This is a genomic window from Pseudomonas citronellolis (assembly GCF_001586155.1).
GTDB lineage: Bacteria > Pseudomonadota > Gammaproteobacteria > Pseudomonadales > Pseudomonadaceae > Pseudomonas > Pseudomonas citronellolis.
This window is the reverse complement of sequence record NZ_CP014158.1, coordinates 6,519,534-6,534,678: the sequence shown is the minus strand read 5'-3', so window position 1 is coordinate 6,534,678 and position 15,145 is coordinate 6,519,534. Positions and strand designations below refer to the sequence as shown.

The 15,145-nt window shown below is 70.2% G+C and carries 11 protein-coding genes; 9 read left to right on the top strand and 2 right to left on the bottom strand.

What is annotated here, in order from left to right:
- The first annotated feature begins 145 nt into the window (after positions 1–145).
- The 7 genes from PcP3B5_RS28495 to PcP3B5_RS28465 all read left to right on the top strand — a co-directional run bounded on the left by PcP3B5_RS28495 (position 146) and on the right by PcP3B5_RS28465 (position 9,840).
- Positions 146–3,757 carry a DUF2339 domain-containing protein gene (locus PcP3B5_RS28495; RefSeq protein WP_061563023.1) on the top strand — a complete coding sequence of 1,204 codons (3,612 nt, stop codon included), beginning with the start codon at positions 146–148 and terminating at the stop codon, positions 3,755–3,757.
- Positions 3,754–5,118, top strand: coding sequence for a DUF3999 domain-containing protein (locus tag PcP3B5_RS28490; RefSeq protein WP_061563022.1), 1,365 nt, complete (start codon positions 3,754–3,756; stop codon positions 5,116–5,118). Before PcP3B5_RS28495 ends, PcP3B5_RS28490 begins: the two co-directional genes overlap by 4 nt.
- Before the next feature lie 134 nt (positions 5,119–5,252).
- Entirely contained in the window at positions 5,253–7,166 is a 1,914-nt protein-coding gene (gene estP, locus PcP3B5_RS28485; RefSeq protein ID WP_061563021.1) for an esterase EstP, read from the top strand.
- 169 nt (positions 7,167–7,335) lie between these two features.
- Positions 7,336–8,346 carry a class 1 fructose-bisphosphatase gene (locus tag PcP3B5_RS28480; protein WP_061563020.1) on the top strand — a complete coding sequence of 337 codons (1,011 nt, stop codon included), beginning with the start codon at positions 7,336–7,338 and terminating at the stop codon, positions 8,344–8,346.
- Positions 8,346–8,954, top strand: coding sequence for a DUF924 family protein (locus PcP3B5_RS28475; protein WP_061563019.1), 609 nt, complete (start codon positions 8,346–8,348; stop codon positions 8,952–8,954). Before PcP3B5_RS28480 ends, PcP3B5_RS28475 begins: the two co-directional genes overlap by 1 nt.
- A gap of 69 nt (positions 8,955–9,023) precedes the next feature.
- Positions 9,024–9,278 (top strand): outer membrane protein assembly factor BamE domain-containing protein, encoded by a 255-nt coding sequence (bamE, locus tag PcP3B5_RS28470; RefSeq protein WP_009613753.1) that lies wholly within the window; start codon positions 9,024–9,026, stop codon positions 9,276–9,278.
- Position 9,279: 1 nt separating this feature from the next.
- The gene (locus PcP3B5_RS28465) at positions 9,280–9,840 is read left to right on the top strand and encodes a lipocalin family protein (RefSeq protein WP_061563018.1); all 561 of its coding nucleotides are present in this window, start codon (positions 9,280–9,282) and stop codon (positions 9,838–9,840) included.
- A gap of 364 nt (positions 9,841–10,204) precedes the next feature.
- On the opposite strand, the gene PcP3B5_RS28460 is transcribed toward PcP3B5_RS28465, so the two are convergent.
- Positions 10,205–11,569, bottom strand: a complete 1,365-nt coding sequence (locus tag PcP3B5_RS28460; RefSeq protein WP_061563017.1) for a formimidoylglutamate deiminase — start codon at positions 11,567–11,569, stop codon at positions 10,205–10,207.
- Positions 11,570–11,826: 257 nt separating this feature from the next.
- Here PcP3B5_RS28460 and hutC point away from each other — a divergent pair, with 257 nt between their 5' ends.
- Complete coding sequence (hutC, locus tag PcP3B5_RS28455) at positions 11,827–12,537, top strand: histidine utilization repressor (protein WP_051878704.1); 711 nt, start codon at positions 11,827–11,829, stop codon at positions 12,535–12,537.
- On the top strand, positions 12,534–13,121 hold the full coding sequence (locus PcP3B5_RS28450) for a HutD/Ves family protein (protein ID WP_043268387.1): 588 nt from the start codon (positions 12,534–12,536) through the stop codon (positions 13,119–13,121). The genes hutC and PcP3B5_RS28450 overlap by 4 nt, the downstream gene beginning before the upstream one ends.
- 235 nt (positions 13,122–13,356) lie before the next feature.
- Here PcP3B5_RS28450 and hutH read toward each other — a convergent pair whose 3' ends face one another.
- Positions 13,357–14,886: a histidine ammonia-lyase gene (gene hutH, locus PcP3B5_RS28445; protein WP_043268389.1), complete on the bottom strand. Its 1,530-nt coding sequence runs from the start codon at positions 14,884–14,886 to the stop codon at positions 13,357–13,359.
- Between the last annotated feature and the right edge of the window lie 259 nt (positions 14,887–15,145).

Genomic DNA, 15,145 nt, shown 5'->3' with positions numbered 1-15,145 from the left:
CCGTTCCTTGTGCTTTGTCTGTGGCTGGCGGCCTGGCGCTGGCGTCATATCCTGTGGAATCAGGGTGCCTGCGCCGCGTGGGGCGATATACTCGGAGCCTTGCGCGCCGCTGGATGGGTGCGTTTCCCTTCAAGGATGTGAATGCATGCAATGGATCTTCATGCTGATCGGCCTGGTGCTGGGCACCGCCTGGGACGAGTCAATCGCCGATGGCCTGGTGGGCGCCGGGCTGGGGCTGCTGTTCGGCCAGGCGCTGGCGCTGCATGGCCTGCAGCGGCAGAACGCGGCGTTGCGCCGGCAGCTGGAGCAGTTCGCCGAGCGGTTCGAGGCGGGTACCGAGGCGTTATACCAGCGCCTGCTGCGCCTGGAGCAGGGCGGGGCCGTAGCGCTTGTGCCGCCCACCGAGCCGGCGGAGCCCGTCGTTGCGCCGGAAGCCGTCGCCGCGCCTGAGCCGGAGCTGGAATGGGAGATCGAGCTGCCCGAAGCGCAGGCGCCTGCCGCGACCAGCGCTGCGCCTGACTGGTCGTTGCAGCCCCAGGAGCCGCCGCCGGCACCGACCCCGTCCGTCGTCGAAGCCCCTGCGGCGCGCGAAGCCTCTGCCTGGGAGGCCGAACCGACTGTACCGTCCGGCCCGTCCTGGTTCGACCGTGCCTTCGGTGCCGCGCGCGACTGGCTGTTCGGCGGCAATACCGTGCTGCGCGTCGGCGTGCTGCTGCTGTTCCTCGGCCTGGCCTTCCTGCTGCGCTACGCCTCCGAGCGCGTGGTTGTCCCCGTCGAGCTGCGCTACATGGGCGTGGCCGCCGCCGCCATCGCCCTGCTGGCCCTGGGCTGGTGGCTGCGGCACAAGCGCGCGACCTACGGCCTGCTGCTGCAGGGCACCGGCATCGCGGTGCTGTACCTGACGGTGTTCGCCGCCATGCGCCTGCATCCCCTGCTGACGCCCGGCCAGGCCCTTGGCCTGCTGGTGGCGGTGACGGTGTTCTCCGCCGTGCTGGCGGTACTGCAGGATGCCCTCGGCCTGGCCGCCGCGGCGGCCCTGGGCGGTTTCGCCGCGCCCATCCTGACTTCCACCGGCGCCGGCAACCACGTCGCCCTGTTCAGCTACTTCGCCCTGCTCAACGCCGGCATCTTCGCCATCGCCTGGTTCCGCGCCTGGCGCCTGCTCAACCTGATCGGCTTCTTCGGCACCTTCGGCATCGGTTTCGCCTGGGGGCTGCGCTCCTATACGCCGGAGCTGTTCGCCAGCACCGAGCCGTTCCTGCTGCTGTTCTTCCTGATGTACGTGGCCATCGGCCTGCTCTTCGCCCGCCGCCGCCTGCGCGAGGCCGCCGGGCTGGAGGAGGGCGCCGGGCGCGACGAGACGCTGCGCTGGTCGCTGCGGCAGACCGACTATGTCGATGGCACGGTGCTGTTCGGCGCGCCGCTGATCGGCTTCGGCCTGCAGTACGCGCTGATCCGCCACCTGGAATTCGGCCCGGCGTTCAGCGCGCTGGCGCTGGGGCTGTTCTACATGGGCCTGGCGCGCCTGCTGGCCGGGCGCACCGCCGGCCGCGCCCTGCTGCTGGTGGAAGCCTGCCTGGCGCTGGGCGTGGTGTTCGGCAGCCTGGCCATCCCGCTGGGCCTGGACGCGCGCTGGACCTCGGCGGCCTGGGCCGTGGAGGGCGCCGGCATCTACTGGCTGGGCTTGCGCCAGGGGCGGCGGCTGGCGCGGATGTTCGCGCTGCTGCTGCAGGTGGGCGCGGCCATCGCCTTCCTGATGGGCTTGCAGCTGGGTGTGGATAAGCTGCTGGACGGCGCGCCGCTGGGGGCGTTGATGTTCGGCGTGGCGCTGTTGTTCAGCTACTGGCAGCTGCGCCGCCACGGCGACGCCGGCCTCTGGCCCTGGGAACCGCGCTGCCAGCCGCTGCTGGCGACCTGCGGCCTGGCCTTCCTCTATCTGATCGCGCCGCTGTGCTTCGCCGTGCCGGGCACCGCCATGGCTTGGGCCCTGGCTGGCCTGGCCACGGTGTTCGCCGGGCTGCGCCTGGGTTCGCGGACCTTCCTGTTCTGCGCCTTCGCCGTGCAGTTGCTCGGCGGCGCGCTGTTCCTCGCCGACCTGCGGGCGGCCGACGGCGGCGCCGGGGTGCTCGGCAGCGGCTGGACCGGCCTGTTCGGCGCCAGCCTGATCGGCCTGGCGCTGATCGCCGGGATGATCCTCGCCGCGCGCGACCCGCTGGTGCGCGACGACCGCCGGCTGATGCTCGGCCTCAGCGCGGTGCTGCTGGCCGGCCTGGCCTTCGTCAACCTGGCGGTGCTGTTCGTCCTGCCCTGGCGCAGCGCCGCGGCGGTATGGGCCGGAAGCGGCCTGCTGATCCTCTGGCTGAGCCTGGCCTTGCAGCAGCGCGCGAGCTTCGTGTTCGGCCTGCTGCTGCAGGTGCTGGGCGGCGCGGCGCTGTTGTTCGGCGGCTCGTCATTGTTCGCCGGGCTCTCCGGCGAGGGCCTGACGCCCCTGGCCCACAGCGGCTTCTGGTGTCCGGCGGTGCTGGCCCTGGCGGCGCTGGTCGGCGCCTGGCGCCTGCACCGGGCGGGGCAGGGCGGGCAGGCGCTGCAATTGGGGGCGCTGACCCTGGAACGGCTGTCGCAGTTGCTGCTGGCCTGGGGCGCGGGCTGGTGGGCGCTGACCGCGCTGTGCGAGATCGCCCGCTTCGTCCCGGCGCCACGGCGCGAGCATGTCGCCCTGCTGGTGGCGGCCGTCAGCGTGGTGCTCTGGGCCTTCGTTGCCCGCCGCGAGCAGTGGCGGGCCCTGGCGCTCGCCTGCCTGGCCCTGGCGCCGGCGGGCGTCCTGGCGCTGGCCAGTGCCTGGCAGCCGGAATACCAGCCGCTGGGCGAGCTCGGCTGGCTGGGCTGGGGCGCGTTGTTCGTGGCGCACTTCTGGTCGCTCAGGCGCCTGGAACCGCTGCTGCCGGCGCTGCCCCTGCGCGGAGCCCACGTGCTCGGCTGCTGGCTGTTGCTCGCGGTGCTGGCGCTGCAACTGCGCTACCTGTTCCTCGCCCTGGCCGAGCACTACAACGCCTGGCGCTGGCTGGGCTGGGCGCTGGTGCCGAGCCTCTACCTAATCCTCATGGGCGCGCGCCGCACGCTGCCCTGGCCGGTATCGGCCTTCCCTCGCGAATACCGCGCCCTGGCCGCGGCGCCGGTGGCGCTGGCGCTGCTCGGCTGGTTCTGGCTGGTCAACCTTGTCAGCGACGGCGCGGCGCAACCGTTGCCCTACCTGCCGCTGCTCAACCCGCTGGAGCTGGGCATGCTGATCGTGCTGGCGGCGGTGTTCCAGTGGAGCCGCGAGGGCCTGCCGCAACTGGGCCTTGCCGGCGAACAGGTGCGCCTGCCGGCCCAGGCGCTGCTGGGCGCCTCGCTGTTCGCCCTGCTGACCCTGGCCGTGTGCCGCACCGCGCACCACTGGGGCGGTGTGCCCTTCGCCCTGGAGCCGCTGCGCGAGTCGATGCTGGTGCAGGCCGGGCTGTCCATCGTCTGGACGCTGATCGCCCTGGGCCTGATGGTCGGCGGCCACCTGCGCGGCCGGCGCGACCTGTGGATGGTCGGCGCGGCGCTGATCGGCGTGGTGGTGGTCAAGCTGTTCTTCGTCGAGCTGGGCAACAGCGGCAGCCTGGAGCGCATCGTTTCTTTCATCGGCGTCGGCGTGCTGCTGCTGGTCGTCGGCTATTTCGCCCCGCTGCCGCCGCACCGGGCGGCCGGGCAACAGGAGCAACCCCCCGCATGAAGCTGGCTTCCCTCATTCTCTGCCTGGCCGCCGGGCTGGCCCAGGCCGCGGAAACCCCCGCCGACTACCCGCAGCAGGCGCCCCTGCACCTGCAGGGCGAAGGCCCCTGGTACCGCCTGCAGGTGCCGATGAGCGTGCAGCTGGCTGCTGCCCATGCGGACCTGCGCGACCTGCGGGTGTTCGACAAGGAGGGCGAGGCGTTGCCCTACGCGCTGAGCGCGGTGGCGGCGCAGGGCAGCAGCACCGCCCATGAGTCCGCGGCCCGGTTGTTCCCGCTGTACGGCGCCGAAGCCGACCCCGGCCGCCAGGCCGGCCTGCGCATCCAGCGCAGCACCACCGGCACGCTGGTGGAAGTGCTGCCCGACGCGGCGCCCGCGCCAACGGGCGAGCGGCGCAGCGGCTGGCTGCTGGACACCGGCGACGCCGACTTCCCCTTCGAACGCCTGGCCCTGGACTGGAGCAGCGAGGCCGAGGGCTTCCAGCATTTCCGCATCGAGGCCAGCGACGACCTGCAGCACTGGCGCAACTGGGGCGACGGCCAGCTAGCCCGCCTGAGCTTCAACGGCGAGCGCATGGACGTCAGCGAGGTGGCCCTGCCCGGGCAGAAAGCGCGCTACCTGCGCCTGTCCTGGCCGGCCGGCAACACGGCGGTGACGCTCAAGGGCGCGCGCCTGCTGGGCCGCACCGACCAGGCCGCGAGCACGCCGCTGGTGTGGTCCGAGCCCATCGCCGGGCGCCGCGAGGCGGACGGCAGCTACCGCTGGGACCTGCCCCAGGCGCTGCCGCTGGAGCGGGTGCGCTTCGAGCTGGGCACTGCGGCGCAGCACCTGATGGCGCCGGTGGCGCTGTCCGCGCGCAAGGCAACCGGGCAGGGCAGCCGGGACGACTGGTACCCGCTGGCCCGCGGGGTGCTCTACGACCTGCCGGTGGACGGCCGCCAGGTGCGCCAGGACGAACTGCTGCTGGCCGGCCAGCCGGTGCGTCAGCTGCGCCTGGTCACCGACGCGCGCGGCACCGGCCTGGGCGACACGGCGCCGAGCCTGCGGGTGGCCATGCGTGCCCGCGAGCTGGTGTTCCTGGTGCGCGGCAGCGCGCCCTACCAACTGGCCCTCGGCAAGCGCGACGCCACCTCCGCCAGCCTGCCGCTGAGCGTGCTGATCCCCGGCTACCAGCCGGACAAGCCGGCCCAGGTCGGCCAGGCCAGCCTGGACGGTGCCCTGCAGGCCGCCCCGGCGGAAGCCGCCAGCGCCGGCGACGGCAATTGGAAGCGCATCGGCCTGTGGGCCGTACTGCTGGGCGGGGTGCTGCTGCTGGGCGGCATGGCCTTCAGCCTGTTGCGCGGGCAGCGCGCCGGCCAATGAGCAAATACCGGGAAATGGAGAAATTACGCCAGCTTATGTAGGGAAATGCGTCAAGAACGCTACTCTGCGCGATTGTTCTGATACTGTTAACGGCGTTGCACTCTACCTATAAGAAAAAGCATGGAGTCAGCCGCATGATCAAACAGGTGCTTTCACCCCTGGCCGCCGCCTGCCTGCTCGGCATCGCCGGTCAGGCCCTGGCGTCACCTTCCCCGTATTCGACCCTGGTGGTGTTCGGCGATAGCCTCAGCGACGCCGGCCAGTTCCCCGACGCCGACGGCCCCGCCGGCGCCTCCACCCGCTTCACCAACCGCGTGGGACCGACCTATCTGGACGGCAGCGGCGAGGTCTTCGGGCCCACCGCGGCGATGATCCTCGGCGGCAAGCTGGGCGTCGCCGCCGGCGACCTCGGCCCCTCGACCTCGCTGGTGAACGCCGCCGAAGGCCTGCCGGATGGCAACAACTGGGCGGTGGGCGGCTACCGCACCGACCAGATCTACGACTCCATCACCGCCGCCGGCGGCTCGGTGGTCAGCGCCAACGGCCAGACGCGCACCCGCGACGGCTACCTGGTCGGCCGCCTCGCCGACCCCAACGCGCTCTACTACCTCACCGGCGGCGGCAACGACTTCCTGCAGTTCCGCATCACCGACGATCCCTCCGCCCGCGCCGCCGCCGGGCGCCTGGTGGACAGCGCCCAGGCCCTGAGCCAGGCCGGCGCGCGCTACATCATGGTCTGGCTGCTGCCCGACCTGGGCCTTACCCCGGCCACCAACGGCACCGTCCTGCAGAGCTTCGGCACCCAGCTCAGCGGCATCTTCAACGAAGAGCTGGTCAGCCAGTTGGCCAGCAGCGGCGCCAACGTGATCCCGCTGAACATCCCGCTGATGCTCCAGGAAGTGCTGGCCGATCCCGGCGCCTATGGCCTGGCCACCGGACAGAACCTGGTGGGCACCTGCTTCAGTGGCAACAGCTGCCCGGAAAACCCGGTCTACGGCCGCCACGGCAGCAGCCCCGACCCGACCAAGCTGATCTTCAACGATGGCGTGCACCCGACCATCGCCGGCCAGACGCTGATCGCCGATTACGCCTACTCGGTGCTGTCCGCGCCCTGGGAGGCCACCCTGCTGCCGGAAATGGCCCACGGCACCCTGCGCGCCTACCAGGACGAGCTGCGCAGCCAGTGGCTGGCCGACTGGGAGAACTGGCAGGGCGTCGGCCAGTGGCGTGGCTTCGTCACCGGCGGCGGCCAGCACCTGGACTACGACGACCAGGACAGCGCCGCCAGCGGCGACGGCTTCGGCTACAACCTGACCCTGGGTGGCTCGCTGCGCCTGGACGACGCCTGGCGCGCCGGCATCGCCGCCGGTTTCTACCGGCAGAAACTGGAGGCCGGCGCCGAGGATTCCGACTACAAGCTCAACAGCTACCTGGGCAGCCTCTTCGTGCAGTACCAGCAGGATCGCTGGTGGGGCGATGCCGCGGTGACCGGCGGCTACCTCGACTACGACGAGGCCAACCGCAAGTTCGCCATCGGCCCGCGCACCGTCGAGGAGAAGGGCGACACCAACGGCAACCTGCTCGCCTTCAGCGGCCGGATCGGCTACGACATCGCCCAGGGCGGCGAGGGCTGGCACCTGTCGCCCTTCGTCAGCGCCGACTGGGCGCGGGTAAAGGTCGACGGCTACGACGAGGGCAACGCTTCCACCTCGCTGTCGTTCGACGAGCAGAAGCGCTACTCCCGCCGTCTCGGCGCCGGCCTGCAGGGCAAGTACGCGCTCAGCGAGCGGACCCAACTGTTCGGCGAAGTCGCGGTGGAGCGTGAATACGCCGACGACACCCAGAACATCGGGATGGCCTTCACCAGCCTGCCGGCCAACGGCTTCACCCTGCAGGGCTACACCCCGCAGAGCCACCTGCAGCGCGCGACCCTGGGCTTCGCCCGGAAGCTGACCCCGGAACTCTCGCTGCGTGGCGGCTACAGCGCGCACCGCAGCGACGACGACCTGCAGCAGGGCGTGAGCCTGGCGCTGAGCCTGGACTTCTAAGCCCGGTATGTCAGCAAGCCGCCGCGACTGACGGCCGCAGCGACGAGGGAACCGACCACCGGCGGCGCGCTCCAACCTCAGGACGGACGCGCCGTACGGGAGGCGGCGTGGCCGATTCCACGCTAGAATGCGCGCAGTTTTTTTCCTACCTCTCCCCCGGAGCCCTTCCATGTCCCGCGTTACCCTCAGCCGCTACCTCATCGAGCAGACCCGCAGCCACAACACCCCGGCCGACCTGCGCTTCCTCATCGAGGTGGTGGCGCGTGCGTGCAAGGAAATCAGCCATGCCGTGTCCAAGGGCGCCCTGGGCGGCGTGCTGGGCAGCATGGGCACCGAGAACGTACAGGGCGAGGTGCAGAAGAAGCTGGACGTGATGTCCAACGAAATCCTCCTGGAAGCCAACGAGTGGGGCGGCCACCTGGCCGGCATGGCCTCCGAGGAGATGGACAACGCCTACCAGATCCCCGGCAAGTACCCCAAGGGCGCCTACCTGCTGGTGTTCGACCCGCTGGACGGCTCCAGCAACATCGACGTCAACGTCTCGGTCGGCACCATCTTCTCGGTGCTGCGCTGCCCCGAGCAGCACCTGAGCCAGAACGACAGCCTCAACGAGCAGGCCTTCCTCCAGCCGGGCACCAGGCAGGTCGCCGCCGGCTACGCCATCTACGGCCCGCAGACCATGCTGATGCTGACCCTCGGCGACGGCGTCAAGGGCTTCACCCTGGACCGCGAGCTGGGCAGCTTCGTGCTCACCCACGACAACATCCGCGTGCCGGAAAGCACCGCCGAGTTCGCCATCAACATGTCCAATCAGCGCCACTGGGAAGCCCCGGTGCAGCGCTACGTCAGCGAACTGCTGGCCGGCAAGGAAGGCCCGCTGGGCAAGAACTACAACATGCGCTGGATCGCCTCCATGGTGGCCGACGTGCACCGCATCCTGACCCGCGGCGGCATCTTCATGTACCCGCGCGATGCCCGTGAGCCGGAGAAGCCCGGCAAGCTGCGGCTGATGTACGAGGCCAACCCGATGTCCTTCATCATCGAGCAGGCCGGTGGCGCCGCCACCAACGGCACCCAGCGTATCCTCGACATCCAGCCGGAGTCGCTGCACCAGCGCGTGGCCGTGTTCCTCGGTTCGAAGGAAGAGGTCGAGCGCGTCACCGGCTACCACCAGGCCTGATGAGCGCGGCACCCGCCTGGCAGGCTTTGCTGGACTGGTGGTTCGGCGACGCCCTGCGCGCCAGCGACGTCGCCGCCCAGCGCAACGGCCTGTGGTTCGGCAAGAGCGCCTGCGAGGACAGGGCTTCGGACAACCGCTTCGGCGGCCTGGTGCGCCAGGCCCTGGACGGCGGGCTGGCCGACTGGGCCGGCTCGGCCCAGGGCTGGCTGGCGCTGATCCTGCTGCTGGACCAGTTGCCGCGGATGATCTTCCGCGACACGCCGCGCGCCTACGACGGCGACGCCCGCGCCCAGGCGCTGGTGCGTCGCGGTCTTGCGGCCGGGCTGGACCGCCAGTTGCAGCCCATCGAGCGGGTCTTCGTCTACCTGGTGCTGGAGCACGCCGAGGACCTGGCGCAGCAGGAGCAGGCGGTGCAGCATTTCGCCGAACTGCACGAGCAGGCCGCCGAGGACGACAAGGCGCTGTTCGCCGATTTCCTCGACTACGCCGAGCGCCACCGCGCGGTGGTCGCGCGCTTCGGCCGCTTCCCCCATCGCAACGCCATCCTTGGCCGCGAGTCCAGCGCCGAGGAAGTCGCCTTCCTCAAGGAACCCGGCTCGCGTTTCTGACTCCAAGGGTGCGTTTCGCGTGGCCTGTGCCACGCTTGTCCAATGGACCATCCGACAATGGAGTTGCCCATGTCCTTCCGCCGTATCGCCCTGATCGCCGTCTGCATCGCCATGGCCGCCTGCAGCAAGCTCAACCAGGAAAACTATTCCAAGCTCAAGGCCGGCATGGACAAGGCCGAGGTGGAGGCCCTGCTCGGCAAGCCGACCGAGTGCTCCGGCGCGCTGGGCGTGTCCAGCTGCACTTGGGGTGACGACAAGACCTTCATCAGCGTGCAGTACGCCGGCGACAAGGTGCTGATGTTCTCCGGCCAGGGCCTGAAGTGAGATGAACGCCGCGCTGCGGGTGCTCGCCGCCGTCGCGCTGGCCGGCATCGGCGGCTGCGCCGGGCACGCCGAGGAGCGGCCGCAAACGATGCAGGTCGACCCGCAGCGCTACGCCGGCACATGGTACGAGCTGGCGCGCAAGCCGATGTTCTTCCAGCGCGCCTGCCTGCAGTCCGAGGCCCACTACAGCGTGCGCGCCGACGGCAGCATCGGCCTGCGCAACCGCTGCCGCACCGCCGACGGCAGCTGGAAACAGGTGACCGGCACGGCCACCCCGCAGACGCCGGGCAGCACCGATGCCTTCTGGGTGCGCTTCGATAACTGGGCGTCGCGGCTGCTCCCCGGCGTGGTGCGCGGCGACTACCAGGTGCTCTACGTCGACGAGGACTACCAGACCGCGCTGGTCGGCAACCGCGACCGCGACCACCTGTGGCTGCTGGCGCGACAGACCAGCCTGCCCGCGGCGACGTTGCGTCGTTTGTTGGCCGAGGCCAATCGCAAGGGGTATGACACGAGCGATCTGATCTGGCGGAGCAAGGACAGCGCGATAGCGGGGAATTGAGGGATGGATGTTTTGTGGGGTGGTGGTGTCTGCCGGTAACGCAGGCGCGCTACTTCACCTCCGCTCCCTCTCCCTAACCCTCTCCCTGAAGGGAGAGGGGACCGTTGGGCAGGGTTGGGGATTCTGGAGTCAGCCGGCAGCTCCGGTGGTTTCCAGCTGAAACCATTTCTTCTCTCGGCACGGACTAGCCCCCTCTCCCTTCAGGGAGAGGGTTGGGGAGAGGGAAAAGGGGTTGCCCCGGAGATGAATCTGCCGGCAAACACCATCCGCAATCAACGAAAGCCAGGCGTAGGGCGAATAACGCTCCGCGTTATCCGCCGTTTGACCTTGGCCCCAGGCCGCTCGGTGCCGAGCACGGAGCGCCCTACGCCAACAACTCCCGCAACACCCCCGCGAACTCCCCGGCGCTCTGCTCTTCCAGCGCATGCCGGCGCTCCCGCACCACCCACTGCCCGTTGACCATCACATCGCGCACCTGGCGGTCGCCGCCGGCGAACAACCAGCGGTTGAGCAGGGTCTCGGGCTTGGCGGTGGCCAGGTAGGGATCGTTGCCGTCGAGCACCAGCAGGTCGGCGCGGCGGCCCGCCGCCAGTTCGCCCACCGGCTGGCCCAGGGCCTGGGCGCCGCCCACAAGGGCCGCTTCGTAGAGCGTCTGGCCGATGTTGGGCTGGTCGCTGCGGTACAGGCGGTTGCGCTTCTGGTCGCGCAGGCGCTGGCCGTATTCCAGCCAGCGCAGTTCTTCCACCACGCTCAGCGACACGTGGCTGTCCGAGCCGATGCCCAGGCGCCCGCCGCGGGCCAGGTAGTCCACCGCCGGGAAGATGCCGTCGCCGAGGTTGGCCTCGGTGGTCAGGCACAGGCCGGCCACGGCGCCGCTGGCGGCCATGGCGGCGACTTCGTCGGGCTCGGCGTGGGTGGCGTGGACCAGGCACCAGCGCTCGTCCACCTCGATGTTGTCGTACAGCCACTGCAGCGGCCGGCGCTGGCTCCAGGCCAGGCAGTCGTCGACTTCCTTCTGCTGCTCGGCGATGTGGATGTGGATCGGCCCTTCGCTGCTGTCGGACTCCAGCACCTCGGTGATCTGCTGCGGCGTCACCGCGCGCAGCGAGTGGAAGCACAGGCCGACGCGCTGCGCCGGTTGCGCCGCCAGGCGCGGCTGCAGGCCGTGGATCAGTTCGAGGTAGGCGTCGGTGCCGTTGATGAAGCGGCGCTGGCCCTCGCTGGGCGGCTGGCCGCCGAAGCCGGAATGGCTGTAGAGCACCGGCAGCAGCGTCAGGCCGATGCCGGCCTCGCGCGCGGCCTGGCTGACGCGCAGCGCCAGCTCGGCCGGCTCGGCGTAGCGCTGGCCATCCAGGTCGTGGTGCACGTAGTGGAATTCGGCGACGCCGGTGTAGCCGGCCTTGAGCATCTCGATGTACAGCTGGCGGGCGATGACCTGCAACTGCTCCGGGGTGATGCGGCCGACCAGGCGGTACATCAGCTCGCGCCAGGTCCAGAAGCTGTCGTTGGGGTTGCCGGCCACCTCGGCCAGGCCCGCCATGGCGCGCTGGAAGGCGTGCGAGTGCAGGTTGGGCATGCCCGGCAGCACCGGCCCGCGCAGGCGCTCGGCGCCCTCGGCGCTGGCATTGGCCTCGACCCGCGCCAGCAGGCCGTCGGCGGCAACCTCGAAACGGACATCGCGGGCCCAGCCGCTGGGGAGCAGGGCGTGTTCGGCGAACAGGGCAGGCATGCTGGGGTCCTCGCAGGGCTCTTCGAATTTGTATATACATATACAGACGTTTAGGATGGCCGTAAACTAGGTGATGCGCCCGGCGGTCGCCGCGGGACTTGTATGCACCGGTCGATTCCGGTACATGCCGGAGGACAAGAGCGCATTGCGCCGCTGCCTTCCCGCCACTGCCCACCGTCGCCCCGACAAGGAGTACCCCCGTGCCCGCATCGTCCCCGCCCAACCCGCCCGCGGAGGGCTCCTCGCTGGCCTCGCAGATGGGCGAGCTGCCCGCCCCGCTGTACGCGCGGGTGAAGCAGATGATCGTCCAGCAGATCCAGTCCGGCGCCTGGCCGCCGCACCACCGGGTGCCCTCGGAGAGCGAGCTGGTCAGCGAGCTGGGCGTCAGCCGCATGACCATCAACCGCGCCCTGCGCGAGCTGACCAACGACGGCCTGCTGGTGCGCATGCAGGGCGTCGGCACCTTTGTCGCCGAGCCCAAGGGCCAGTCGGCGTTGTTCCAGGTGCAGAACATAGCCGAGGAAATCCAGGCCCGCGGCCATCGCCACCATTGCGTGGTGGTGCGCCTGGAAGAGGAGAAGGCCAGCGCCGAGCGCGCCCTGACGCTGGACGTGCGTGAAGGCCAGCGGGTGTTCCATTCGCTGATCGTGCACTTCGAGAACGACGTGCCGGTGCAGATCGAGGACCGCTACGTCAACGCCGCCGTGGCGCCGGACTACCTCAAGCAGGACTTCACCGGGCAGACGCCCTTCGCCTACCTCACCCAGGTGGCTCCGCTCAGCGAGGGCGAGCACGTGGTCGAGGCGGTGCTGCCCGATGCCGAGGAATGCAGGCTGCTGAACATCGACCGCCACGAGCCCTGCCTGATGATCCGCCGGCGCACCTGGTCGGGGCGCAACACCGTGACCAGCGCGCGCCTGCTCTACCCGGGCTCGCGCTACCGCCTGGAAGGACGCTTCTCGTCATGAACCATCGCCTGCTGCGGGCCGCCGACTACCCGGTGATGCCCTGGAAGAACGGCGCGGGCAGCACCCGCGAAATCCTCCGCGACGCCGGCGACGGCCTGGAGGGCTTCGGCTGGCGCCTGTCCATCGCCGACGTCGGCGCACCGGGGCCGTTCTCTGCCTTCAGCGGTTACCAGCGGGTGATCACCGTGCTGGAAGGCGAGGGCATGCGCCTGACCGTCGACGGCGAGCAGTCCCGCGAGCTGCGCGCCCTGGACGCCTTCGCCTTCGATGGCGCCAGCGCGGTGGACTGCGAGCTGCTCGGCGGCGCCATCCGCGACTTCAACCTGATCTATGCGCCCGCGCGTTACCGCGCACGCCTGCAGTGGCTGCGGGTGGGCGGTGAGGCGCACTTCTTCAGCAGCGCTTCGACCGTGCTGCTGTTCAGCGCGGGCGAGGGGGTTCACGTCAGCCAGGATGGCGGGGCCGCTGCTGTGCTGGGGCTGCATGACACGCTGCTTGCCGAGGGCGAGGAGCGGCTGCGGGAGTGGCGGCTGAGCGTGGCGGGAAGCGCCGACATCTGCGTGATCGAACTCGAATCACGCTGAGGGAAAAGACTGCCGGGGGAGCCCTTTTTCGTTAGTGGGAGAAGCGCCTTGCAGGTGCTTTCGCGGGCATGGCCCAGCAAACACGACACCCCGTAGGATGGGTTGAGCGAAGCGATACCCATCACCATGGCGCGATGGGTATCGCAGGCTCAGCCCATCCTGCGAAGAGCGCCTCGGCAAGGCGGTGTAGGCGCGGGCCACGTCTGCGGTGGCGTAGAACGCCACCGTCGTCCGATCAGCCGTACAGCCGCGAGTAATCCAGCCAGCGGCTAAGCGCGCCTTCCTCCACCCAGGCGCGGGCCGCGGCGATGTCCGGGGCGAAGTAGCGGTCCTGCTCGTAGGCCGGGACCTGGGCGCGGATCATCTTCAGCACTTCCTGCAACTGTGGCGAGCTTTGCAGCGGCGCGTGGAATTCCACGCCCTGGGCGGCGGCCAGCAGCTCGATGGCGACCACCGCCGAGCTGTTGCCGGCCATGTCCTGCAGGCGGCGCGCGGCGAAGGTGGCCATGGACACGTGGTCTTCCTGGTTGGCCGAGGTCGGCAGGCTGTCCACCGAGGCCGGGTGGGCGAGGGTCTTGTTCTCCGAGGCCAGGGCCGCCGAGGTCACCTGGGCGATCATGAAGCCGGAGTTGAGCCCGCCTTCCCTGACCAGGAACGCCGGCAGGCCGGACAGCGCCGGGTCCACCAGTTGGGCGATGCGCCGTTCCGACAGGGCGCCGATCTCGGCGATGGCCAGGGCCAGCACGTCGGCGGCCATGGCCACCGGCTCGGCGTGGAAGTTGCCGCCGGAGAGCACGTCGCCGTCGGCGCTGAACACCAGCGGGTTGTCCGACACCGCGTTGGCCTCGCGCAGGAACACCCCGGCGGCGAAGCGCAGGTGATCGAGGCAGGCGCCCATCACCTGGGGCTGGCAGCGCAGCGAGTAGGGGTCCTGCACGCGCTTGCAGTCGATGTGCGACTGGTTGATCTGGCTGTCGTGCAGCAGCTCGCGGTAGAAGGCCGCCACGTCGATCTGCCCGGGCTGGCCGCGGACCGCCTGGATGCGCGCGTCGAAGGGCACGTAGGAGCCCTTGAGCGCTTCCACCGTCAGGCTGCCGGCGACCACCGCCGAGACGAACAGCTTCTCCGCCGCGAACAGCCCGCGCAGGGCCAGGGCGGTGGACACCTGGGTGCCGTTGATCAGCGCCAGGCCCTCCTTGGGCCCCAGCACCAGCGGCTGGCAGCCGGCGATGGCCAGGCCTTCGCTGGCCTCCATGACGCGGCCCTGGTGGCGCACCTGGCCGACGCCGATGAGCGCCGAGGACATGTGCGCCAGCGGCGCCAGGTCGCCGGAGGCGCCCACCGAGCCCTGGGACGGGATGCACGGGTAGACGCGCGCCTGGTAGAGCTTGAGCAGGGTGTCGATGACCGCCATGCCCACGCCGGAGAAGCCGCGGGCCAGGGAACCGATCTTCAGCGCCATGATCAGCGCCACGCTGGCGTCGTCCAGCAGCGGGCCGGTGCCGGTGCAGTGCGAGAGGATCAGGTTGCGCTGCAGGGTGACCAGCGAATCCTCGGGGATGGAAGTGCGCGCCAGCAGGCCGAAGCCGGTGTTGATGCCATAGACGGTGCGCTGGTCGGCGATGATCTGGCTGACCGTGCGGGCGCTGTTCTCGATGTTCGCGCGGCAGGCTGCATCCAGTTGCAGCTCGGGTTGCCGCTGGTGGATGGCGCGCAGCTGGTCGAGGGAAAACTGGCCGGGGGTGATCTGCAGGGTTTCGGACATGACGGCTCCCGTGTTCCGGAGTGTTACCGCGCTCGGCGGCGAGACTATCTATTCCTGTATATACAAGTATGAGCAATAAGCGAGCCATTCCGCCGGGCCGGATTGCGCCGACGCCATGCCTGCGTGCGCGAGCGGGGCGCGGCGTCCCTCTGTAGGAAATAAGGAAGGGCAGCGGCGCCCCCGGGAAATGAGGCGAGCTGTAACGGCGAGGCGTTACCGGATGCTACGAAATGGAGCAGGCGATCACCGTTCTGGTGCG